The following is a 21,970-nucleotide window of genomic DNA, read 5'->3' as shown; positions in this document are numbered from 1 at the left end:
ACCTGGGCACTTCTCAATACCTCTTAAGCAGAGCTAATATTTCGGGATATGGGGACGGAAGACCTGTCCGATGCCTTTGCGGGCGTCATAGCCGGGCTCAACCGGCTGATCCGGCGCAGGGTGCGCCGGCAGATGGCCGTGCCGCCGCTGCGTGGCGCGCAGGCCGAGCTGCTGCGGCTGGTCGAGTCGAGCCCAGGCATCAGCGTCTCGGCCGCGGCCAAGGAGCTCTACCTGGCCGGCAACTCGGTGTCCACGCTGGTCAACCAGCTCACGGCCGCCGGCCTGCTGCGTCGTGAGACCCGCAGTGACGACCGCCGTTCGGCCCGGTTGCTGCCCACGCCCCAGGCCGAGGCGCGGCTGCGGGCGTGGCAGGAGCGGCGGGCGGCGATCGTCCGCGAGCACGTGGAACTGCTCGGTGAGGACGACAGGGCCGCGTTGGCCGCCGCGCTCCCGGTACTGCGGAGGCTGGCCGACAGCCTGAGAGAGGAGGTGACGGCGGAATGAGCCACGACGACGAGCCGCGCGAGGGCGCAGCGGACGGTGATCGGCCGCGCGAGGATGCGGTGCACGGTGAGCGGCCGTGTGCGGTGATCGGTGATCGGCCGCGTGAGGGGGCGGCGAAGGGCGACCGCGAGGGCGGGGTGGATGGTGGCAGGGCGCCGGAGGAGGCGGTCACGGTGACGGGTCTGCGCTACGCGTTCGGGCGGTCCACGGCCGTCGACGGGCTCGATCTCACGGTGACGGCCGGGGAGGTGTTCGGGCTGCTCGGCCCCAACGGCGCCGGCAAGACCACCGCCATCCGCTGCGTGACCACGCTGCTGCCCGTCCCGGCCGGCATGGTCAAGGTCTTCGGGCACGACGTGAGCACCGACCGGATGGCGGTGCGCAGGTTGCTCGGCTACGTGCCCCAGCAGTTGTCCGCCGACAGCAGCCTGACCGGCCGCGAGAACGTCTCGCTCTTCGCCCGGGTCTTCGACGTCCCCCGCCGCGAGCGTGCCGAGCGCGTCGCCCAGGCGCTGGAGGCGGTCGGGCTCGCCGAGGCCGCCGACCGGATGGCGGGCACGTACTCGGGCGGCATGGTGCGCCGCCTGGAGCTGGCGCAGGCGCTGGTGAGCGCGCCGCGCCTGCTGATACTCGACGAGCCCACGATCGGGCTCGACCCCATCGCCCGCACCGGCGTGTGGGACCACATCATGGCGGTGCGCGCCGCCAGCGGGATGACCGTCCTGGTGACCACGCACTACATGGACGAGGCCGACCAGTACTGCGACCGGGTGGCGCTCATGCACCAGGGGCGGGTACGCGCGCTCGGCACGCCGCGCAGCCTCACCGACGACCTGCGCGCCCGCCTCGGCGACGGCTCGTCCCCGACGCTGGAGGACGTCTTCCGCGACGTCGCCGGCGGCAGCCTGGACGACCTCGACAAGGGAGGGGAGTTCCGCGATGTCCGCCGCACCCGCAACACCGCAGCCCGCGTCGGCTAGCGGGCCGGCGCCCGGAGGGCTCGGGCTGCTGCTCGTCCCGCCGCGCTCCCGGCCCGCGTGGCGGGTGATCCCGGCCAGGGTGGCCGCGATGTGCGTGGTGGAGCTGCAGAAGCTGCGCCACGACCGTACGGAGCTGTACACCCGAGCCGTCCAGCCGGCGCTGTGGCTGCTGATCTTCGGTGAGACGTTCACCCGCATCAACGTGATCCCGACGGGCGGCATCCCGTACCGCGACTACCTGGCGCCGGGGATCATCGCCCAGTCCACGATGTTCATCGCGATCTTCTACGGCATCCACATCATCTGGGAGCGCGACTCGGGCGTGCTGACCAAGCTGCTGGTCACGCCGACCCCGCGCGCCGCGCTCGTGGCGGGCAAGGCGTTCGCGGCGGGGGTGAAGGCGATCGTGCAGGCCGTGGTGGTCGTGCTCATCGCCGCCCTGCTGGGCGTGGCACTCGACCTCAACCCGCTGCACCTGCTGGGGGTGCTGGTGGCGGTGCTGCTCGGCTCGGCGTTCTTCGCCTGCCTGTCGGTGACGATCGCCGGCATCGTACGCACCCGCGACCGCCTGATGGGCATCGGCCAGGCCATCACGATGCCGCTGTTCTTCGCCTCCAACGCGCTCTACCCGACGACGGCCATGCCGGGCTGGCTGCAGACCGTCAGCGCGATCAACCCGCTCACCTACGAGGTGAACGCGCTGCGCGGACTGCTGCTGGGCGTCCCCGCGAACCTGCCGCTCGACTTCGCGGTGCTCGTCGTGGCCGCGGCCCTCGGCATCACGGCGGCCTCGGCCCTGCTGGGCCGCCTGGCCCGCTGACGCGTTCCCGCGAGACTGGCCCGCTGACGCGCTCCCGCGACCAGCCAGGCCCCCGAGTACGCTGCTGCCGAAGCGTTCCGGCTCCCCGAGGAGGTCTGGCCCTCATGACCACGACGTTCGGCGCGATCGGCAGCGGGCGGCGGACCCGGTTCTTCCTGCGGCTGGCCGCGGCCATGCCCGACCGGCTGCGCGTCAGCGGCGTCGTCACCCGCGGCGAGGAGCGGGGCAGGCAGATCACCGACGAGTGGGGCGTGCCGGCCTTCCGCACGGTCGGCGAGCTGCTGCGGCACGAGCGGCCCGACTACGTCACCGCGGCGGTGCCGTGGCCCGCGATGCCGGACGCGATCCGCGCGGTGGCCGAGCACGGGACACCGGTCCTGGCCGAGACGCCGCCCGCCCATGACCTGGCGGCGCTGCGCGAGCTGTGGCGCGACGTGGGCGCCACCGGCCTGGTGCAGGTGGCCGAGCAGTACCTGCTGATGCCCGGGCACGCGGCCCGGCTGGCGCTCGTGCGCGAGGGCGTGATCGGCGAGCCGACCTCCGTCCAGGTCTCCTCGACCCACCTCTACCACGCGGTGTCGATGATCCGCGGCCTGCTGGGCGTCGGGTTCGAGGCCGCCGAGGTGCGTGCGGGCGCGTTCGAGGCGCCGCTGGCGAACCCGCTGGGCCCCGGCGGCTGGACGGGCGACGGCACCCCGCAACGGCTCACCACCACCATCGCCACCCTCGACTTCGGCGGCCGCATGGGCCTGTACGACTTCACCGACAACCAGTGGTGGAACCCGCTGCGCATGCGCCGCATCGTGGTGCGCGGCTCGATCGGCGAGCTGGTCGACGACCGGGTGGTCCGGCTGCTGGACCCGGCGACGCCGGTGGAGTCGCACCTGGTGCGGCGCGACACCGGCGTGGACCTCAGCCTGGAGTTCCGCGACCTGAAGCACATCAGCTTCGACGGCCGCGTGCTCTACCGAAACCCGTTCGACGGCGCCGGCCTGTCCGACGACGACATCGCGGTCGCCGACATCCTGGAGCGCACGGGCGCCTGGGCCCGGCAGGAGGGCCCGGCCCCGTACCCCCTCGCCGAGGCCTGCCAGGATCATCTGATCAGCCTCGCCATTGGTGAGTCGGTCAGGACCGGCGGTCCGGTCACCACCGGCAAGGAGGCGTGGGCGGCGTGAGCGAGCGGATCTTCGGAACGGCGGAGGAACAACCGGAGGCGGAGCGGTATCTCGGCCGGGCGGCGCAGCACGAGGCGGCGCGCGCGTCACGGGCCTCGGCGCCGGACCTGCCGGCGGTGGCGAGCGGGCGCTCGACGCCGGGGGCGGCGGCGGTGACGTACGAGGTCGGGACGTCTGCGGGCTGGAAGCCGACGGGCCCGGCGAGGCGCTGACCGGGCGCGTGCTGCCCGCGTTCCGGCTCAAGGTGGCCCAGCCGGCGGCCGGCCGCACGCTGCGGCGCCTGCTCGTACGGGCGGGGCTGGACGTGCGGGGCCCTACGGTTTCCGCCGGACGTCGGCGGCCGAGCTCGTCCTGCCGCCGTTCTGAAAGGCCGGTACGCTGCAACGGCTGTCGGCACCTGATCATGGAGGACACCGGTGAAGAGGCTGATCGCCCGGCTCTGGCGCGGCATGCGCGGGTCGACGCAATGGCGGCTGCTCTACCTGTCCCAGGCCAAGTTCATGGTCGGCGTCACGGGCGTCGTCCGCGACCGTGACGGCAACGTGCTGCTGCTGCGGCACCGTTTCTGGCCCGAGCACCGGCAGTGGGGGCTGCCGACGGGCGGGACCAAGCGGGGGGAGACCTTCGAGCAGACGGTGGTGCGCGAGGTGCGCGAGGAGACCGGCCTGGAGGTGAGCGTGGGGGAGCTGGTGCACCTCAGGAGCGGGTTCCGGCTCAGGATCGAGGTCGCGTACGCGGCCGAGTACGCCGGCGGCGGCACGATGCGGCTGAACTCGATGGAGATCCTGGAGGCCCGCTGGTGCGCCCCCGGCGACCTCCCGGACGGCCTGCTGGAGCCGCACCGCCTGCTGATCGAGTCGTCAGGTGGGCAGCGCGGCCGTGGTGGAGAAGGCCCCGTCGAGGTGCGCGGTGTCGTTGAAGCGGCGCAGGATCCACCGGACCTCGGTCAGCACCAGGTGTGACACCGACGCGTTGTCGGCGCCGAGGAAGGCGAACGGCCGCGACCCGGTGGCCGCGGCCAGCGCCTCGGCGATCACCCCGCCGTGGGTTACCACGACGATCCGCTGGTCGGGGTGCGCGGCGGCGAGCCTGCCGAGCGCCTTGCGCACCCGCTCGGCGAACGCCTCGGCGGGCTCGGCGCCCGGGATCACGTCCCAGCGCTCCTCGGCGGACATGCGCTTGGCGGTCGGATGCCCCTCGGCGACCATGCGCCGGAACAGCCCGCCCTCCCACTCGCCCAGATGCACCTCGCGCAGCTCGGGGTCCATCACCGGCGTCAGGCCCAGCCGGGCGGCGAGCGGCGCGGCCGTCTGGGACGTGCGCCGCAGCGAGCTCACGTAGATCGCGTCGATGCGCTCCGCGGCGAGCCGCAGGGCCACCCGCGCCGCCTGCTCGTGCCCCTCGGGCGCGAGCTCCGGGTCGCCCTGGCCGTCGACCAGCGGGAACGGCCGGTCGGGGCGTGCGGGCTCGGACTCGCCGTGCCTCACCAGCAGGATCTCGGTGGCCCCTGGCGGCGTACGGAACCGGCTCTGCCGGTACTCGACCGGCTCGCCGTTCTCAGCTCCCACAATTACCGAACATTACTCTACTGCTGGCGGGCCGCTCGCCCCCGGGCCCCGGCCGGTCAGCCGCGGCTCGCCTCGGCGGCGTAGTCCCAGAGACGGTCGGCGGCGGCCGGGTCCACCGACCACGCGGCGACGCCGGTCATCACGCCGGGGCCGCCCTGCACGACCTCGGCCTCCTGGTTGTCGTGCGAGAAGTAGCGGCCGGTCACCCCCTCCACCAGCGGGGATGCGGCGAGCAGCACCGCGGTGGCCGCGCCCTGCTCCTGGGTGGTGAAGTGGTCCGGGGTCAGCAGGTTCCCCTCGTCGTCCATGATGCCCAGCGCGCGCTTGGCGTCGTCGTCGATGTGGCGCTGCAGGTTGGTGTGCACGTAGCCGGGCTCGAAGGAGTTGGCGGCGATGCCGTCGGCGGCCCAGCGCCGGGCCAGGCCGACCGCGAGCAGCACGTCGGCCGTCTTCGACTGGGCGTAGGCGTCCCACGGGTCGTACGGGCGCCGCTCGAAGTGCGGGTCGTCGAAGTCGAACGGCGCGCGGAGCTGGGCGCCCGAGCTGACCGTGACCACCCGCGCGCCGCCGGCCTGCCGGAGGTTGTCGCGCAGCCCGGTGATCAGCGCGAAGTGCCCGAGGAAGTTCGTCGCCAGTTGCAGCTCCCAGCCGTTGGCGGCGACCTGGAGGGCAGGCAGCGCCATGATGCCGGCGTTCGCCACGAGCGCGTGCACCGGCCCGCTCCACCCGGCCACGAACGAGCGCACCGACGCCAGATCACTGAGGTCCAGCGCCCGCTCGCCGTCGCCGGGGTTGCGGGTGGCGACCGTGACCTCGGCCCCGGCGCCTCGCAGCGCCCGCACGGTCTCCAGGCCGATCCCGGAGGCGCCGCCGGTGACGATGATCCTGCGTCCGGTCAGATCGACGCCGGCGAGGATCTCCGCAGCGGTGGTCTTGGCGTTGAAAGGAGTGGTGATGAGCGTCATGAACACCACCGTATGGACCCCGATTTGGACTTGGAATACTCGTGAGTCCACCATAGTTGCGTGAACGTCCATGGAGTCGATCCGCTCGAAGACATCCTCACGCTCATCGGCACGACCAGCCGCCTGTCCGTCGGGCTGGTCGCCGGCGGGCGGTGGGCACTGTCGTTCGAGCCTCCCGCGGGGGTCAAGTTCAACGCGGTGCTCCGCGGCCACTGCGTGCTCACCGTGGACGGCCTGCCGGAGCCGATCCCGCTCGCCGAGGGCGACTGCTTCCTGCTCATCCAGCCGCGCGCCTTCACCCTGGCCAGCGAGCCGGGGGTGCGCCCGCTCCCGGCGGGCCCGGTCTTCGCCGCGGCCACCGGCGGCGTGGCCCGCGTGGGCGAGGGCGAGGACGTGATCTTCGCCGGCGGCCGGTTCGGCTTCGGCGAGCGCGCCCAGGAGCTGCTGCTGGACCTGCTGCCGCCGGTGATGCACGTGCCCGGCGGCACCGCCGAGGCCGCGACCGTGCGCTGGGCGCTCGACCTGATCGACGCCGAGCTGCGCGAGCGCCCGCTCGCCGCCACCCTGGTCACCGAGCACCTCGCCCTGGTCATGCTGATCCACCTGCTGCGCCTGCACCTGGCCACCGCCGGGCCGGGGGAGACGTCCGGCTGGCTGGCCGGAATCGCCGACCCGGTCGTGGCGCCGGCGCTGCGCGCCATGCACGCCCGGCCCGCCCACGCCTGGACGGTCTCCGAGCTGGCCGCGGTGGCGGCGGTGTCCCGCTCGACGCTGGCCGCCCGGTTCAAGCAGGTCGTCGGGCAGGGGCCGCTGGAGTACCTGACCGGCTGGCGGATCGAGCTGGCCGCCGACCGCCTGCGCAGCGGCGACGACACGGTGGCGGCCATCGCCGATCAGGTGGGTTACGGCTCGGTGAGCGCGCTGAGCAACGCGTTCAAGCGGGTCGCCGGCGTGTCCCCGCGCGACTACCGCCTCTGGAAGCGCGGGAACGGGGCCCTGTCCCCGGGACGGCCGTGACCTCCGGTTGTCCGATATGTTCTGTTCGGCGCTGTCTTTACTCGGTCTTGGGGGTCGATGCCGGTGCGCGGCTCGTTGCTGATCGCGGCCTGCGCCGTGAGCCTGGCCGGCTGCGGCGCGATCCCCGGGCCGCCCGGCTGGCCCGTCAGCGTGGCCGCCCCCTCGCCGAGCCCTTCGCGCAGCCCCTCGCCGGCGGTCACGTCACCGTCCCCTGCGCCGAGCGCCACGACGGCGACCCCCACGAGGGCGGCGCTGACCGCCCCCCAGGCCAGGCAGGCCATGCGGGAGTGGGTGAGCAGGTACAACGCGACGATCAAGAAGCGCAAGTGGTGGCGCAAGAACAGCACGCTCGACGCGCTGTTCGTGGAGGGGGCGCTGCACGAGGGCGTGCTCGAACGCAACCACGAGGGCTTCGGCTGGAAGCCCGGGCACAAGCCGATCAACCCGACCGGCACCGCGGCGTTCTACCTGCCCAGGCCGGAGCGGCAGCCGCGGATCGGCGACTGGTTCATCGCGCGGGCGACCTACAAGGACGCCAAGGGCCACGCCCGCCCCCACGTGCTCGCCTTCCTCCGCACGCCCGGTCAGCCCTTCAGGCTGGCCGTCGCGACCCCGATCCACTGGGGCCAGCGCCTGCCCGAGCCCCGGCTCGACGCCGACGGCTACATCACCGACACGGACGACGCCATGGCGCGCGCCGTGGCCAAGGAGTACCAGAACTTCTGGAACAACGAGAAGAAGGAGGGCGCCTCCGGCTACCGCCTGGCCAAGGACAGCTACAGCCGCAAGGCGTTCCCCGCGGTGTACAAGGGGCTGTACGTCTCGTTCGCCGGCCACGGCTCGATCTTCGGCTTCCGCACGGCGGACGGCGGCTCCTTCTTCCTGTTCGCCATGATCAACGACCCCAAGAGCGTCAACCAGGTGCTGAGCGAGGCGCTGCTGGTGCCCAAGGGGAGCAGGACCATCCAGGAGCTCGGCGCCAACTGGTTCTCCTAGCCCTCCGGCTCGGCGGCGTGGTCCGCGCGGGCCGGCAGGAGCAGGGCGGCGATCACCACGGCCACGGACAGCACCGCGCCGATGACGAAGGCCAGCCGCATGCCGCCGAGGCTGGCGAGCGCCTCGGTGACGCCCGACGACTTCAGGGCGTCGGCCCGCGCGCTCATCACGGTGACCACGAGCGCGGTGCCGAAGGCCGCCGACACCTGCTGCAACGTGCTCAGGATCGAGCTGCCGTGGGAGTAGAGCCGCGGCGGGACCGCTCCGAGCCCGAGGGTGAACACCGGGGTGAAGGTGGCGGCCAGGCTCACCATCAGCAGCGCGTGCATGCCGAGGAGCTGCCAGAACGGCGTCGTCATCGAGACCTGGGTGAAGCCGGCCAGGGCGAGCATGATGCCGACCGCGCCCGGGACGACCAGCACCCGCCCGCCGAACTTGTCGAACAGCCGCCCGACGGACGGGCCGAGCAGCCCCATCGCCAGGCCGCCCGGCATCACCAGCAGCCCGGTCTCCAGGGCGCTGAGCTGGCGCACGTTCTGCAGGTACAGCGGCAGCAGGATCATCGAGCCGAGCATCGACATGAACGCCACCGACATCAGGATCAGCGCGACCGTGTAGGTGCGGTGGCGCAGGGTGCGCAGGTCCAGCAGGGGCGCGCCGCGCTTCTGCAGCGACATCTGCCGCACCACGAAGACCGCGATGGTGACCAGGCCGGCCGCCACGATCGCCGCGGCCACCCGCACGTCGCCGCCCTCGAACCGGCTCAGGCCGTAGACCAGGCCGCCGAACCCGGCCGCCGCGGTCACCACGCTGAACCAGTCGATCGTGCCGGTCCGCGGCTCCCCGACGTTCCTGAGCCGCCGCAGGCCGCCCCAGGTGATCAGGGCGGCGATGGGCAGCACCACGGCGAACAGCAGGCGCCACGACCCGAACTGGAGGATCACCCCCGAGACCGTCGGCCCCATCGCGGGCGCGACCGAGATGGCCAGGGTGACGTTGCCCATCACCCGGCCCCGGTCCGACTCGGGCACCACCTGCATCAGCGTGGTCATCAGCAGCGGCATCATCACGGCCGTGCCCGACGCCTGGATGATGCGGGCGCCGAGCAGCACCTCGAACGAGGGCGCCACGATGGCCAGGGCCGTGCCGAGCAGGAACAGGCTCATGGCGGTGACGTACGCGCCGCGGGTGGAGACCCGCTGCAGGAACCAGCCGGTGATCGGGATGACCGCGGCCATGGTCAGCATGAAGGCGGTCGAGAGCCACTGCGCGGTCTGCTCGGTGATGTGCAGCGCGCTCATCAGCCGCGGGATCGCGTTGATCATGATCGTCTCGTTGAGGATGACCACGAACGTGGCCAGCACCAGCAGCCGGATCACGGCTGGGGTGCGTCCCGCGACGGCGGCCTCGGGGTCGGCGGTGGAGTCGAGCTGGGAGCGGGACACGGCACCTCGATCGGGGCTGTCGGACACTATGCGGTCACGGCCGGTCTCGCGGCCTTCGGTCTCACATGAAGTCGTGGTCATACACAAACTGACCGGCACCGCTGACGAAACTCATCGACGACTCCCAACATTGCGGCAAGTGCTGCGAATTGTCACCTCCTTTTCACCCATAGTGAAAGTCGATCTTCCGGGTGCTCAGGTGAGATCCGAGGGGAGGTGGCCGTTGCGGAGGAAGCGGGCCTGCCTTCCGGCCAGCTCGGCTTCTTCGGCGGTGAGCCAGCGACGCAGGATGTGGTCGAAGAGATCGATGTCGATGGAGCTCGGACGGTGCCCGCCCGGGTCGTCCACGCGCCGGTAGCACACCTGGGGAAGCGCTGAGCTGACGGTCTCGGCTATCCGGGTGACCAGGCAGCGTGCGGGCCGTTCGCCATGTTCGGGGTCCGACTCCCATTCAAGGGCGTGTTCGAACCACTTGCCTCTTTCGGGGGATGCAGTGCTCACCTCCTGAGTATCTGTGCCAGGGATGTATGACGCAGGGTGAATGTGTCATTGCTCGCGTAGGGTCTTCGTCCTGCGCGCCGCGACGCTCCTCCGAGGACGCCCAAGCCCCCGCCGACGGGCGCCGACGAGAAGGTCACGCCGACATCCTCCGCGAGCAGCTCGACGGCTCCACCGGCCGCTGACGGCGCGATCGGGTTTCAAGGGCGGACGGCGAGCGCTTGCCGGTAAGCCGGGAGAATCGGTCGAACGCGCAGCACGGGGTAGAAACCGCCCGCAGGAGGGTCTACGGTGACCGCGAAGGAGGCACCATGGCCACCCCCACCAGGCCGGCGACGACCGGCACCGCCAGACGAGCGCGAGACGACACCCGGCTGGCGCTCCTGTTCATCCTTCCCGCGCTGATCGGCTTCCTGGTCTTCCTGCTCTGGCCGACGCTGCGGGGCATCTACCTGAGCTTCACCAGGTTCAACCTGCTCACCCCCGCGCGCTGGACCGGGTTCGACAACTACGTGCGCATGCTCCAGGACCCGGTGTTCTGGAACGCGCTGGCCGTGACCGTGTACTACGTGGTCGTCAACATCGCCGTCCAGACGGCGCTGGCGCTGGTCATCGCGGTCATGATGCAGCGGCTGACGCGCAAGACGTGGCTGCGCGGCATGGTGCTGACGCCGTACCTGGTCTCGAACGTCGTCGCGGCGCTGGTCTTCCTGTGGATCCTCGACTACCAGCTCGGCATCGGCAACAAGGTGCTGGAGCTGATCGGGATGGACCGGATCGGCTTCCTGGCCGACTCCGCCTGGGTCATCCCGACGATGGCGCTGATCAACGTGTGGCGGCACGTCGGCTACACCGCACTGCTGATCTTCGCCGGCCTGCAGACGATCCCGGAGACCCTGTACGAGGCCGGCCGCATGGACGGCGCCGGCGAGCTGCGCATGTTCCGCAGCATCACGCTGCCGCTGCTGAGGCCCGTCATGGCGGTGGTGCTGATCATCAGCGTGGTGGGCTCGTTCCAGGTGTTCGACACCGTCGCGATCACGACCAGGGGAGGGCCGGTCGACTCCTCCAGGGTGCTGCAGTACTACATCTACGAGGTCGCCTTCAGCCGCTTCCAGTTCGGTTACGCCTCGGCGATGTCCGTCGCGCTGCTGGTCGTCCTGATGATCATCACGTTCGTGCAGTACCGGCTGACCCGGGCCGGCACCTCCGACCTGGCGGGAGGGTGACATGGCGACCGTGACCGCGCCCGCCGCGAGCGACGCCCGCAAACCGCCGCCGAAGCCGCCGTTCAGCCCGCGCCGCGCCCTCGCCTGGGCGTTCATGATCCTGGTGATGATCGCCAGCCTGTTCCCGTTCTACTGGATGCTGCGGACCGCGCTGTCCGACAACAACGCGCTCTACGCGGGCGGCGACAGCCTGCTGCCCGTGCAATTCTCGTGGGGCGGCTTCGAGCGCGTCTTCGGCCTCCAGACCGGGCAGGAGGCGATCGACGCGGGCGGCGCGGGGCAGCCGATCGCGTTCTGGCGCTACCTGCTCAACTCGGTGCTGGTGGCGACGCTGGTCACCGCCGGGCAGGTGTTCTTCTCCGCGATGGCCGCCTACGCCTTCGCCCGGCTGCGCTGGCGTCACCGCGAGAAGGTCTTCGCCGTCTTCCTGGCCGGCCTGATGATCCCCGCGATCTTCACCCTGCTGCCCAACTTCGTGCTCATCAAGGAGCTCGGCCTGATCGACACCGTGCTCGGCATCGCGCTGCCCAGCATGCTGATGACGCCGTTCGCGGTGTTCTTCCTGCGCCAGTTCTTCCTCGGCATCTCGCGCGAGGTCGAGGAGGCCGCGTTGGTCGAGGGCGCCTCCAAGACGCGGATCTTCTTCCGGCTCATCCTGCCGATCTCGGCGGCGCCGATCTCCACGCTGTCGATCCTCACCTACATCACCTCCTGGAACGAGTACTTCTGGCCGCTCATGGTCAGCTACACCGACAACTCGCGCGTGCTCACCGTGGCCCTCGGCGTGTTCAAGTCGCAGAAGCCGCAGGCGGGGCCCGACTGGGCGGGCCTGATGGCGGCCACCCTGGTGGCGGCGCTGCCCATGCTGCTGCTGTTCTTCGTCTTCGCGCGCCGCATCGTCAACTCCATCGGCTTCAGCGGGATCAAGTGATGCTCAGACGACTCCTCCTGACCGCGCTCCTGCTGACGACCGCCTGCGGTGGCGGCGGCAGCGGCGGCGCCGGTGGCACCATCGAATACTGGCTCTGGGACTCCGCCCAGCAGCCCGGCTACCAGAAGTGCGCGGACGCCTTCCAGCAGCAGAACCCCGGCCTGCGCATCCACATCTCCCAGTACGGCTGGGACGAGTACTGGTCCAAGCTGACCGCCAGCTTCATCGCCGACACCGCCCCCGACGTCTTCACCGACCAGCTCGCGAAGTTCCCCCAGTTCGTCGACCTCCAGGTGCTGCGCCCGCTCGACGACCTCGGCCCCACCAGCGACATCAAGGACTCCGACTACCAGGAGGGCCTGGCCGCGCTGTGGAAGGGCAAGGACGGCAAGCGGTACGGCGCCCCGAAGGACTGGGACACCATCGCGATCTTCTACGACGCCGCCGCGCTCAGGGCCGCCGGCATCGACCCGGCCACCCTGGACGAGCTGACCTGGAACCCGCGCGACGGCGGCACCTTCGAGAAGACGATCGCCCGCCTGACCATCGACAGGAACGGCGTGCGCGGCGACGAGCCCGGCTTCGACCGGACGAAGGTCAAGACGTACGGGCTGGCCGCGAACGGCAGCGGCGGCGACAACTGGGGGCAGACGCAGTGGTCGGCCTTCACCGGCAGCGCCGGCTGGCAGGCCACCGACCAGAACCCCTGGGGCACCCGCTTCAACCTGGACGACCCGGTCGTGCAGGACACCCTGGGCTGGTACTTCGGCCTGGTGAGCAAGGGCTACATGGCGAACTTCGCCGCGATCGGCGGCAACAACGCGATCACCGCCGACACGCAGATCCAGTCCGGCATCGCCGCGATGGGCCTGAGCGGCTCGTGGACGATCTCGTCGTTCACCAGGCTCACCGACGCGAGCGGCAAGAGGCTCGACATCGGCGTGGCGCCGACCCCGATCGGGCCGACGGGGAAGCGGGCCTCCATGTTCAACGGCCTGGCCGACTCCATCACGACGTTCTCCAGGCAGCCGGAGAACGCCGCGAAGTGGGTGAAGTTCCTGTCAGGGGAGCAGTGCCAGAACATCATCGGCCGGACCGGCGTGGTGTTCCCCGCCCGGCCGGCGGGCACCGAGCTGGCGATCGAGTACAACAGGAACGAGCGGAACCTGGACGTGTCGGCCTTCACCGACCACATCAGGGACGGCACCACGTTCCCCCTGCCGGTGACCTCGAACGCGGCCGACATCACCGCCCTGATGCGGCCCGCCCTGGACGCCCTCTTCCTCGGCGAGGCCCCCGCCTCCTCGCTCACCCCTCTCAACCAGCAGCTCAACGCGCTGTTCGAGGTGGCCGGATGAGCCGGTCGGCTAGGGGGAGGCCGGGCCGAGGGTCCAGGCGGTGATGTTGCCGTCGCGGTCGCCGGCGGCCAGCCACGACTCCCCGTCGTCCTCGGCGACCGTGACCGAGTAGACGCGGGCGCCCGGGACCTTCAGCGGGTCGCCGAGCTGCTCGCCGCTGCGCAGGTCCCAGACGCGGATCGTCCCGTCGAAGGCGCCGGAGGCGACCACCGCGCGGCCCTTCACCCTGCCCACCGCCAGGCAGGCGACCTCGGCGGTGTGGCCGGAGAACGAGGTGAGCTCCTTGCCGTCGCGCAGGTCCCAGACGCGGACCTTGTGGTCGGCCCCTCCGCTGATCCCGACGGGGCCGCCGTCCATCACGGCGGTCGCCACGGCGAAGACGTCGTTGCCGTGGCCTCGGAAGGTGGCGCCCATGGCGCCGGTCTCCAGGTCCCACACCCGCGCGGTGTCGTCGGCCGCCGCGACCACCGCGAACGGATGCCCGTCCATCGTGCCGGTCGCGACGCCGAACACCGGGTCGCCGCCCGCCGCCTCGGGCTGGGGCCCGAAGTCCTTGCCCGTCTTCGGGTCCCATACATGGATTTTTCCGGCTTCGTCGCCGCTGACGACCACCGTCCTGCCCGACACCTGCACGGGCGCGAGCGCGTAGACGATCCGCTGGTGGCCCTGGTAGGTGGGGCCGAGCGGCTCGTCGCCCTCCGCGCCGGAGACGACGACCCCGCCGTTCTGCAGCCGCCTGAACGTGGCCGCCTCCCCGTCCACCTCGCCGACGTCGATGGCGGCGCCCGTCTCCTCGCCGCCGGAGTTCTGCACCTTGGCCAGCTCGGCGGCGCGCGTGTCGAACTTCCACACCTTGGCCACCCCCTTGGTGCTGCCGGCCAGCACCACGCGCTGCCCGTCGTAGGTGCTCACCGCCACCGTGTTGACCTCGCCGCCGAGCGTGGCCCTGCCGAACCTCCTGCCGTACGGCCGGGCGGTGGCGCTGGGGGTCACCGACGGCGCGACGGCCGTCGTCCCGGCCGAGGGTCTGGACGCCGTCGGAGCGCCGCCTTCTCCCCACCGCAGGGCCACCACGATCACGCTCACGAGCACCGCCACGGAGGCCGCCGCGCCCACCACCACGAGCTTGGACCGCCTGCGGGGGGCGGCGGACGGCGCCTCACCCGTGGGCGGCGTTCCTGGAGCGGCGGGACCTGCATAAGGAGGACCGGCCGGCGTCACAGCGGTGGGGCTCCACCCATGTGCCGCTCCACCCGGCGAAGCTCCGGCCGGTGCGGCCGCCGCCGCCGGGCACGACCCCGCCGCGCCCGGCGGGATTGCGCCCGGTGGGGCCGCGTTCGGCGGGCTTGCGCCCGGTGAGGCAGCCCCCGGTGGGGCTGGGTTCGGTGGGGCTGGGTTCGGTGGGGCTGGGTTCGGTGGGGCTGGGTTCGGTGGGGCTGGGTTCGGTGGGGCTGGGTTCGGTGCGGCAGTGCCCGGGCGGGCGGCCGAGGGCCAGCCGATGGGCCTGGTCGAGGTCTGGTCATGGCCGAGCAGGAGGTGCAGGGCCTCCGCCGCCGTGGGGCGCTCCTGCGGGGCCTTGGCCAGGCAGCGGGCGAGCAGGGCACGCAGCGCCTCGGGAACGCCGTCCAGATCCGGAGAGGCGTTGAGGATGCGGTACATCACCGCCGGCACCGTGTCCCGGCCGAAGGACGGCCGCCCGGTCGCGGCGAAGCCCACGGTCACGGCCCAGCTGAACACGTCGGACGCGGGCTGCGCCGGCTCTCCGGCGATCACCTCGGGCGCCATGTACGTCGGGGTGCCCACCGAGCCGCCGGTGAGTGTCATGTCGATCGCGCGCGCGATGCCGAAGTCGATCACGCGGGGGCCGTCGGGGCCCAGCAGGACGTTGGACGGCTTGAGGTCACGGTGCACGACCCCGGCCCGGTGAATGGCCGCCAGCGCGGTGGCCGTGCTGACCGCGATGCGGTCGAGCGCCCCTCCCGACCTGGGCCCGTGCTCGCGGACGGCGTCCTCCAGCGACGGGCCGTCGATGAACTCGGAGACGATGTACGGCCTGTCGCCGTCGACCGCCACGTCCAGCACGCGGGCCGTGCAGAACGCCGCCACCCGCATGGCCGCGTCGACCTCGCGTAAGAACCGCTCCCGCGCCTCGGTGTCGCCCGCCAGCCTGGCATGCAGCACCTTGATCGCCACCCGCTCGCCGGAGGTGTCCTCGGCCAGGTAGACGACGCCCTGCCCGCCCTCACCGAGCCCCGCGATGATGCGGTGGTCACCCAGCCGGGTCGGCTCGCCGGCACGGAGGGGGCGGAACATGGTTCCCGACGATACACGCTCGGCGATTCCACGGCGATCCCGCACGTACCGGGCCTCCCGGGCCGGATTCCACGGCGATCCAGGCACGCACGGGGGCCGCCCGGACCCGGCCTTCCCGGCCGTCCCGGCACGTGCCGGGCTCGGCCTTCTCGGCCGTTGCGGCACGGGCGGGCACCGGGCTCCGCGGGCCCGTATCAGGAAAGGCGGGCGAACCAGCGGTCGTGGGCGGTCCAGCAGTCGGCCCCGGCGAAGCCGGCGTCCGGAGCGACGCGCCGGACGTCGTCCGCCGAGACGGTCGCCCAGCCGAACCACGGCCCGACCAGCGGCCCGCGGCGCAGCCGGAGCCGGTCGACCCGGCTCCGGGTCCCGGGCGGCGCGACCTCGGCCAGGACGGCGCCGCCCGGCCGCAGGAGGTGCCTGACCCGGTGCAGCAGCGCCGCGGGGTTGCCGCCGATGCCGATGTTGCCGTCGGCGAGCAGCGCGGTGGCCCACCGGCCGCTGTGCGGGACGTCCTCGAAGACGTTCCTGAGCAGGGCGAACCCTCCGGCGCGGCGGGTCAGGGCGACGGCGCGCGGGGTGATGTCGATGCCGAGCGAGCGGATCCCGCGCCGGGTCAGCGCCACCGTGAGCCGCCCGGGGCCGGAGCCGACGTCCAGCGTGGGGCTGGAGCAGCGGCTCAGCAGCTCCTCGTCGCCGTCGATCGGCTCGGACCAGCGCGCGGCCTCCAGCGGCACGCGGGAGCCGTCGACGTACTCGATCTCGGCGCTCTCGCCGGCGAGAGCGTCGGCGTAGAGATCGCCGATCACCGGTCCACCTCCCACGGCGCGGCGGTGAAGCGGGTGGCGGGGGCCACGGCGATGATGGCGTCGGTGAAGCGGATCGCGGGTGCCGTAGGTGCGGCGGAGTGGTCGGCGGGTGCCGCGGCGGCCACGGCGTCGGCGGTGCGGGTGGTGGGTGCCATGGAGGCCACGGCGGCGGCGAAGCGGGTGGCGGGCGCGGCGGCGGCGACGGCGGCGGCGTCCGCCGCGGTGTCGACGTCGGTCAGCACGGGCAGGCGGTGCACGTCCAGCCCGGCGCGTTCGAGCCGGTCGAGCTGGCGCCTGCCGGTCTCCGGATGCGACATGGGCACCCCCAGCAGCAGCGCCGGGTCCGGACGGCGCAGGCCGAGCAGCCAGAAGCCGCCGTCGGCCGCCGGGCCGAACACCGCGTCGTGCCGCTCCAGCGCCCGCCCCGCCTCGCCCAGCAGCGCGGGCGTGACCTGCGGGGTGTCCATGCCGATCAGCACGACGGGCTCCTGACACAGCCGGTGGGCGTCGGCGAAGGCCGCCGCCAGGCGCTCGTCCAGCCCCGCGCCGCGCTGCGGCACCACCACGAATCCCGGCGGCAGCCAGCGGCCGGGCAGCCCGTCCAGGGCGAGCACCCTCTGGGCCGCCGGCGTCGCGGCCACGGCGCGCACGGTGTCACGCAGCGCCGCCTCGGCCAGCGCCGCGGCCCCGGCCGGGCTGTACGGCGGGGTCAGCCGGGTCTTGACCCGCCCGGGCAGCGGTTCCTTGGCGATGATCACGATCTGGTGGCTCAGTGTGCTCAGTCCTCAGAGGATGGGGGTCGGCAGGTGATCGGACGGCCCAGCCGATCAGCACGGCCAGGGCGGCGGCCGCGTAGAAGAGCGTTCCGGGGCCGGCGCTGTAGGCGACCGCGCCCGCCAGGGCCGCGCCCAGCCACTCCCACCGCCCGTCCATGGCGACCAGCGCGACGACCAGCAGCGCGTACCAGGAGTAGCCGGGGGTGAAGAGCAGCAGCAGCGAGCCGCTGACGAGCAGCGCGCCCCGCCAGGGCCGGTCGGGGTCGCCGTGGCGCAGGACGAGGAGGGCGATCAGGCCGAGCGACGCGATCGCCGCGTACGGCGCCCACGAGTCCGGCAGGACCAGCCGCAGGACCGCGTACCGGTCGTCGCCGCCGCCGTCGTAGCGCTCCTCCTCCAGGTAGCCGGGCAGGTAGCCCACCACGGAGCCGCCCGAGGCCAGGACGTACGGCAGGTAGGACAGCGTCACCACGAGCGCGGCGGGCACGACGGTGACGGCGGCGCGCCGCCACGCGACGCCGCCGGCGAGCACCCCGGACAGGGCGCCGGGCAGCGCCGTCGCGGGCAGCAGCTTGGCCGCCACGGCCGCGCCGAGCAGCGCCCCGCGGGCGCGGCCGGCCCGGGCGGCGCAGAAGGCCAGCACGACCAGCAGCACGCCCAGCATGTCCACGTGCGCGTTGTTCACCGCCTCGACCGGCACCGCCGGGCACCACGCCCAGTACGCCGCCCGCCGGGCGCCCGCCAGCCGGCACAGCGCCACCAGCGCCAGCACGGCCATCACCCAGCCGCCGGCCTGCAGGGCCTTGTGCCGCACGCCCTCCGGCGACAGCCAGTGGACCAGCAGGAAGTAGCCCTGCGCCACCGGCGGGTAGATGGTCGGCTCCGTGGGCCGGTTGATCCGCGTGCAGCCGCCGTCCGGCAGGGGATAGCGGTCGGCGCAGCCGGCCGGGAAGAGCCAGCCGTCGCGCAGCCCCGCGAGCTCCGGCGCGGACGGCGGATGATCGTAGGGGGAGACGCCCGCGGCCTGCACCCGGCCGTCCCAGGCGTACCTGAAGGAGTCGGTGCTGCTGCTCGGCGGCCCCGCCAGCCCGGTCGCGGCCAGCACGGTCCCCCCGGCCATGACCAGCGCGCCGATCCGTTCCGCGGGAACCCGCCGCGCCAGCCACAGGGCGCACGCGAACAGCGCCCAGGCCGCCAGGTGCGGGCCCGGCCCGGAGTGCCCGGCGGCCATCCCGATCAGGACGATCGCCAGGGCCGCGAGAACCCCGCCGACGGCGAGCAGGTACCGGCTCACAGGCGGCAGCCTCGCACGCCGGAGCCCGGCCGGGACCGCCGTGGCCGCCGCCGTTCGAGGTCCGTAACAACCCTTACGGAACGCTGACGTCGCTTCAGGCCGCCCCCGGCGGAGGCTTAGCGTCGGCGGCGTGAGAGTGATGGTCACCGGCTCGGCCGGTTTCATCGGCGGGCACGTGAGCCAGACCCTGCGTGCCGCTGGGCTCGACGTCGTCGGCCTGGACCTGCGGCACGGCGCCGACGTGCGCGACGCGGCCCTGCTGGACACGCTGCTGCCGGGCGCCGGCGCCGTCGTGCACCAGGCCGCCAAGGTGGGGCTCGGCGTGCACGTCGCCGACCTGCCCGACTACGCCTCGGTCAACGTCTACGGCACCGCCGTCCTGCTGGCCGCCATGGCCAGGCACGGAATCGCACGCCTGGTCCTGGCCTCCTCGATGGTCGTCTACGGCGAGGGCCGCTACGCCTGCGCCATGCACGGCCAGGCCAGGCCGGGGCCCCGGGCCGTCCACGACCTGGAGCGGGGCCGCTTCGACCCCGCCTGCCCGCGGTGCGGCGAGCCCCTGCTCTGGACCGCGATCGAGGAGGACGCGCCCGCCGACCCGCGCAACGCCTACGCCTCCAGCAAGCTCGCGCAGGAGCACCTGGCCGCCAACTGGGCCAGGGAGACGGGCGGAAGGGTGGCGGCGCTGCGCTACCACAACGTGTACGGCCCCCGCATGCCCCGCGACACCCCCTACGCGGGAGTGGCCGCGATCTTCCGCTCCGAGCTGGAGGCGGGCAGGGCGCCGAAGGTGTTCGAGGACGGCCGGCAGCTGCGCGACTTCGTCCACGTGCGCGACGTGGCCAGGGCGAACCTCACCGCCCTGGCCGCGCCCGTCCCGCCCGGTGAGCTGCGGGCCTGGAACATCGCCTCCGGCACGCCCCGCACCGTGGGCGAGATGGCCCGCGCGCTGGCCGCGGAACGGGGCGGGCCAGGACCGCTGATCACCGGCGAGTACCGGCTGGGCGACGTCCGGCACATCGTGGCCTCGCCCGGACGGGCCGCGGCCGAGCTCGGCTTCCGCGCCGAGGTCGGTTTCGAGGCGGGCATGAAGGAGTTCGCCCGGTCATGACGATCGACGTGATCCTGCCCTGCCTGGACGAGGAGGCCGCGCTCGGCTGGGTGCTCGGCCGCATGCCCGGCGGCTACCGCCCCATCGTGGTCGACAACGGCTCCACCGACCGCTCCGCGCGGGTCGCGCGCGACCTCGGGGCCGAGGTGGTCCACGAGCCCAGGCGCGGCTTCGGCGCCGCCTGCCACGCCGGGCTGCTGGCCGCCTCGGCCGAAACGGTCTGCTTCATGGACGCCGACGCCTCGCTCGACCCCGCCCAGCTGCCCCGGGTGACCGCGGCGGTGCTCGGCGGGCGCGCCGACCTCGTGCTCGGCCGGCGCGTCCCGAAGGCCGCGGGCGCCTGGCCGCCGCACGCCCGGCTGGGCAACGCCGTCCTCGCCGCGCAGCTGCGCCGCCGTACGGGGGCTCCGCTGCACGACCTCGGCCCCATGCGGGCGGCCGGCCGCTCGGCGCTGCTGGCGCTGGAGCTGACCGACCGCCGCTTCGGCTACCCGCTGGAGATGGTGCTGCGCGCCGCCGCCGCCGGGTGGCGGATCGCCGAGGTCGAGGTGGACTACCTGGCCAGGACGGGACGCTCCAAGGTGACCGGCACCGTGCGCGGGACGCTGCGCGCCGTCGCCGACATGCGGCGCGTCATCGGCTCGTAAGATCCGGGCCCCCCGTCCGTGCCTATGCTCGCGGCATGATGAGGATTCGTGCGGTGGCCGCCATGGTCGCGGCGGGGTTGCTGACGGCCGCGTGCGGCGCGGCAGGGCAGACCGGCAGCGGCGGCGCTGCGTCGGCTCCGGCCGGCACGACATCGGCCACCTCCGACGCCCCGGCCACCTCCGACGCCCCGGCCACTTCTGAGCCCGCGGCCTCCCGGGGCAGGCGGACGTTCCGCAGGCGCTGCGGTTCACCGCCACCACCCTGGACGGCCAGCGGTTCGACGGCTCCAGCCTGGCGGGCAAGCCCGTGGTGTTCTGGTTCTGGGCGCCGTGGTGCCCGAAGTGCCAGTCGGAGGCCCCGGCCGTCAAGGCCGCCGCCGCCAAGTACGCCGACGTGGCCTTCGTCGGTGTCGCCGGGCTGGACGGCGAGGCCGCCATGAAGGACTTCGTGCAGCGCACCGGGACCGGCGGCTTCGTCCACCTCTCGGACGAGAAGGGCGCGGTGTGGACCCGGCTCGGCGTCAGCCGGCAGTCCACGTTCGTGTTCATGAAACCGGACGGATCCACCCAGAAGGCCTCGGGGCCGCTCGGCTCCGACGACCTCGATCGCCATGTCGCCGGCCTGCGCGCCGCGTAGCGCACGCCGCCGGGGGCGGGCATGACCGGTGAGCTGCCGCTGGCGCTGGCCCTGACGGCGGGGCTGGTGGCCGCGTTCAACCCGTGCGGGTTCGCGCTGCTGCCCGCGTACCTCACGATGCTGGTCGCCGACGACCCCCGGCCAGGCGCGGGCGGCGCCTTCGCGCGCGGGCCGGTGGCGCGGGCGCTGCTGCTCGGGGCGGCCATGACCGCGGGGTTCGTCACGGTGTTCGGGCTGTTCGGGCTGGTGGTGACGCCGCTGGCGGTGTCGGTCGGCCGGTACCTGCCGTGGGTGACGATCCTGATCGGCGCCGCCCTGTGCGGGCTGGGGGTGTGGTTGCTGGCCGGCCGCGAGCTGCTGGTCCGCACCCCCCGGCTGGCCACCGGGCGGCCCGTCGCCTCGCTCCCCTCCCTGTACGGGTACGGCCTCAGCTACGCGGTGGCCTCCCTGTCGTGCACCATCGGCCCGTTCCTCGCCGTCACCTCCGCCTCGCTGGCCGCCGGCGGGATCCTGGGCGGGCTGCTGGTCTTCGTCGCCTACGCGCTCGGCATGGGGCTGGTCGTGGCCGTGCTGTCGCTGGTGGTGGCGCTGGCCCGGTCGGCGGTGGTGGCCAGGGCGCGGGTCATGCTGCCGTACGTGTCGCGGATCAGCGGCGGGCTGCTGGTGCCCGCGGGCCTGTACGTCGCCTACTACGGCTGGTACGAGCTGCGCGTCTACGCGGGCGCCGCCACCGATGACCCGATCGTCGGCGCGGCGACCGCCGTGCAGGCCGTCGTCGCGGGATGGCTGGAGTCCCTCGGCCCCGGCCTGGTCGCCCTCGCGTTCGCCGTGCTCGTCGTGATCGTCCTGGTGGCCCGCCTCGCCCGCTCCCGTCCACGGACGCGCGCGGACCGGTGA

At 73.2% G+C, this 21,970-nt stretch carries 23 protein-coding genes; 15 read left to right on the top strand and 8 right to left on the bottom strand.

The annotated features are described in order from the left end of the window. Positions 1–48: 48 nt before the first annotated feature. The 6 genes from HD597_RS35325 to HD597_RS35300 all read left to right on the top strand — a co-directional run bounded on the left by HD597_RS35325 (position 49) and on the right by HD597_RS35300 (position 4,444). On the top strand, positions 49–504 hold the full coding sequence (locus HD597_RS35325) for a MarR family winged helix-turn-helix transcriptional regulator (protein WP_253747743.1): 456 nt from the start codon (positions 49–51) through the stop codon (positions 502–504). Continuing rightward, a complete protein-coding gene (locus HD597_RS35320) occupies positions 501–1,484 on the top strand; it encodes an ABC transporter ATP-binding protein (protein WP_253747740.1) in 984 nt (327 codons plus the stop codon). The genes HD597_RS35325 and HD597_RS35320 overlap by 4 nt, the downstream gene beginning before the upstream one ends. Next, positions 1,444–2,304 (top strand): ABC transporter permease, encoded by an 861-nt coding sequence (locus HD597_RS35315; protein WP_253747738.1) that lies wholly within the window; start codon positions 1,444–1,446, stop codon positions 2,302–2,304. The genes HD597_RS35320 and HD597_RS35315 overlap by 41 nt, the downstream gene beginning before the upstream one ends. A 104-nt stretch (positions 2,305–2,408) precedes the next feature. Further along, complete coding sequence (locus tag HD597_RS35310) at positions 2,409–3,482, top strand: Gfo/Idh/MocA family protein (RefSeq protein WP_253747735.1); 1,074 nt, start codon at positions 2,409–2,411, stop codon at positions 3,480–3,482. Then, the gene (locus HD597_RS35305; RefSeq protein ID WP_253747733.1) at positions 3,479–3,694 is read left to right on the top strand and encodes a hypothetical protein; all 216 of its coding nucleotides are present in this window, start codon (positions 3,479–3,481) and stop codon (positions 3,692–3,694) included. Before HD597_RS35310 ends, HD597_RS35305 begins: the two co-directional genes overlap by 4 nt. 204 nt (positions 3,695–3,898) lie before the next feature. Then, positions 3,899–4,444, top strand: a complete 546-nt coding sequence (locus tag HD597_RS35300) for an NUDIX hydrolase (RefSeq protein ID WP_253747731.1) — start codon at positions 3,899–3,901, stop codon at positions 4,442–4,444. On the opposite strand, the gene HD597_RS35295 is transcribed toward HD597_RS35300, so the two are convergent. Both HD597_RS35295 and HD597_RS35290 read right to left on the bottom strand, forming a co-directional pair. Then, positions 4,343–5,050 carry a histidine phosphatase family protein gene (locus tag HD597_RS35295; protein ID WP_253747729.1) on the bottom strand — a complete coding sequence of 236 codons (708 nt, stop codon included), beginning with the start codon at positions 5,048–5,050 and terminating at the stop codon, positions 4,343–4,345. The genes HD597_RS35300 and HD597_RS35295 overlap by 102 nt on opposite strands. 56 nt (positions 5,051–5,106) lie before the next feature. Further along, on the bottom strand, positions 5,107–6,015 hold the full coding sequence (locus HD597_RS35290) for an SDR family NAD(P)-dependent oxidoreductase (protein ID WP_253747727.1): 909 nt from the start codon (positions 6,013–6,015) through the stop codon (positions 5,107–5,109). A 60-nt stretch (positions 6,016–6,075) separates the two neighbouring features. Between HD597_RS35290 and HD597_RS66105 the strand changes: the two genes are divergently transcribed. Both HD597_RS66105 and HD597_RS35280 read left to right on the top strand, forming a co-directional pair. Then, positions 6,076–7,032 (top strand): AraC family transcriptional regulator, encoded by a 957-nt coding sequence (locus HD597_RS66105; RefSeq protein WP_253747725.1) that lies wholly within the window; start codon positions 6,076–6,078, stop codon positions 7,030–7,032. Positions 7,033–7,095: 63 nt separating this feature from the next. Further along, positions 7,096–8,028 (top strand): DUF8094 domain-containing protein, encoded by a 933-nt coding sequence (locus HD597_RS35280; protein WP_253747723.1) that lies wholly within the window; start codon positions 7,096–7,098, stop codon positions 8,026–8,028. Here the strand turns inward: HD597_RS35280 and HD597_RS35275 are convergent. Both HD597_RS35275 and HD597_RS35270 read right to left on the bottom strand, forming a co-directional pair. Next, positions 8,025–9,473, bottom strand: coding sequence for an MDR family MFS transporter (locus HD597_RS35275; protein ID WP_253747721.1), 1,449 nt, complete (start codon positions 9,471–9,473; stop codon positions 8,025–8,027). The two genes, HD597_RS35280 and HD597_RS35275, sit on opposite strands and share 4 nt — an antisense overlap. A 195-nt stretch (positions 9,474–9,668) precedes the next feature. Continuing rightward, positions 9,669–9,974 carry a hypothetical protein gene (locus HD597_RS35270; RefSeq protein WP_253747719.1) on the bottom strand — a complete coding sequence of 102 codons (306 nt, stop codon included), beginning with the start codon at positions 9,972–9,974 and terminating at the stop codon, positions 9,669–9,671. 308 nt (positions 9,975–10,282) lie between these two features. Here HD597_RS35270 and HD597_RS35265 point away from each other — a divergent pair, with 308 nt between their 5' ends. From HD597_RS35265 to HD597_RS35255, 3 genes are read left to right on the top strand one after another with little or no spacing between them, the layout of a single operon-like run. Further along, positions 10,283–11,200, top strand: coding sequence for a carbohydrate ABC transporter permease (locus HD597_RS35265; protein WP_253747717.1), 918 nt, complete (start codon positions 10,283–10,285; stop codon positions 11,198–11,200). 1 nt (position 11,201) lies between these two features. After that, the gene (locus HD597_RS35260) at positions 11,202–12,131 is read left to right on the top strand and encodes a carbohydrate ABC transporter permease (RefSeq protein WP_253747715.1); all 930 of its coding nucleotides are present in this window, start codon (positions 11,202–11,204) and stop codon (positions 12,129–12,131) included. Next, positions 12,131–13,489 carry an ABC transporter substrate-binding protein gene (locus HD597_RS35255; protein WP_253747713.1) on the top strand — a complete coding sequence of 453 codons (1,359 nt, stop codon included), beginning with the start codon at positions 12,131–12,133 and terminating at the stop codon, positions 13,487–13,489. The genes HD597_RS35260 and HD597_RS35255 overlap by 1 nt, the downstream gene beginning before the upstream one ends. A gap of 9 nt (positions 13,490–13,498) precedes the next feature. On the opposite strand, the gene HD597_RS35250 is transcribed toward HD597_RS35255, so the two are convergent. The 4 genes from HD597_RS35250 to HD597_RS35235 form a co-directional block, all read right to left on the bottom strand. Beyond that, entirely contained in the window at positions 13,499–15,802 is a 2,304-nt protein-coding gene (locus HD597_RS35250; protein ID WP_253747711.1) for a serine/threonine-protein kinase, read from the bottom strand. 194 nt (positions 15,803–15,996) lie between these two features. Further along, positions 15,997–16,608 (bottom strand): class I SAM-dependent methyltransferase, encoded by a 612-nt coding sequence (locus tag HD597_RS35245; RefSeq protein ID WP_253747709.1) that lies wholly within the window; start codon positions 16,606–16,608, stop codon positions 15,997–15,999. Beyond that, complete coding sequence (locus HD597_RS64955; RefSeq protein WP_308210754.1) at positions 16,605–17,366, bottom strand: TIGR04282 family arsenosugar biosynthesis glycosyltransferase; 762 nt, start codon at positions 17,364–17,366, stop codon at positions 16,605–16,607. The genes HD597_RS35245 and HD597_RS64955 overlap by 4 nt, the downstream gene beginning before the upstream one ends. Continuing rightward, positions 17,263–18,678 carry a glycosyltransferase 87 family protein gene (locus HD597_RS35235; RefSeq protein ID WP_253747707.1) on the bottom strand — a complete coding sequence of 472 codons (1,416 nt, stop codon included), beginning with the start codon at positions 18,676–18,678 and terminating at the stop codon, positions 17,263–17,265. The genes HD597_RS64955 and HD597_RS35235 overlap by 104 nt, the downstream gene beginning before the upstream one ends. 139 nt (positions 18,679–18,817) lie before the next feature. On the opposite strand from HD597_RS35235, the gene HD597_RS35230 reads away from it, so the two are divergent. The 4 genes from HD597_RS35230 to HD597_RS35215 all read left to right on the top strand — a co-directional run bounded on the left by HD597_RS35230 (position 18,818) and on the right by HD597_RS35215 (position 21,970). Continuing rightward, the gene (locus HD597_RS35230) at positions 18,818–19,789 is read left to right on the top strand and encodes an NAD-dependent epimerase/dehydratase family protein (protein ID WP_253759602.1); all 972 of its coding nucleotides are present in this window, start codon (positions 18,818–18,820) and stop codon (positions 19,787–19,789) included. Next, complete coding sequence (locus HD597_RS35225; protein ID WP_253747705.1) at positions 19,786–20,436, top strand: glycosyltransferase family 2 protein; 651 nt, start codon at positions 19,786–19,788, stop codon at positions 20,434–20,436. Before HD597_RS35230 ends, HD597_RS35225 begins: the two co-directional genes overlap by 4 nt. A 241-nt stretch (positions 20,437–20,677) precedes the next feature. Next, positions 20,678–21,073, top strand: a complete 396-nt coding sequence (locus HD597_RS35220) for a redoxin domain-containing protein (RefSeq protein ID WP_276084447.1) — start codon at positions 20,678–20,680, stop codon at positions 21,071–21,073. A gap of 21 nt (positions 21,074–21,094) precedes the next feature. Further along, positions 21,095–21,970 carry a cytochrome c biogenesis CcdA family protein gene (locus HD597_RS35215; protein ID WP_253747703.1) on the top strand — a complete coding sequence of 292 codons (876 nt, stop codon included), beginning with the start codon at positions 21,095–21,097 and terminating at the stop codon, positions 21,968–21,970.

Source organism: Nonomuraea thailandensis (assembly GCF_024172165.1).
In the GTDB taxonomy this organism is placed as follows: domain Bacteria; phylum Actinomycetota; class Actinomycetes; order Streptosporangiales; family Streptosporangiaceae; genus Nonomuraea; species Nonomuraea thailandensis.
This window is presented reverse-complemented; position numbering and strand designations above follow the sequence as displayed.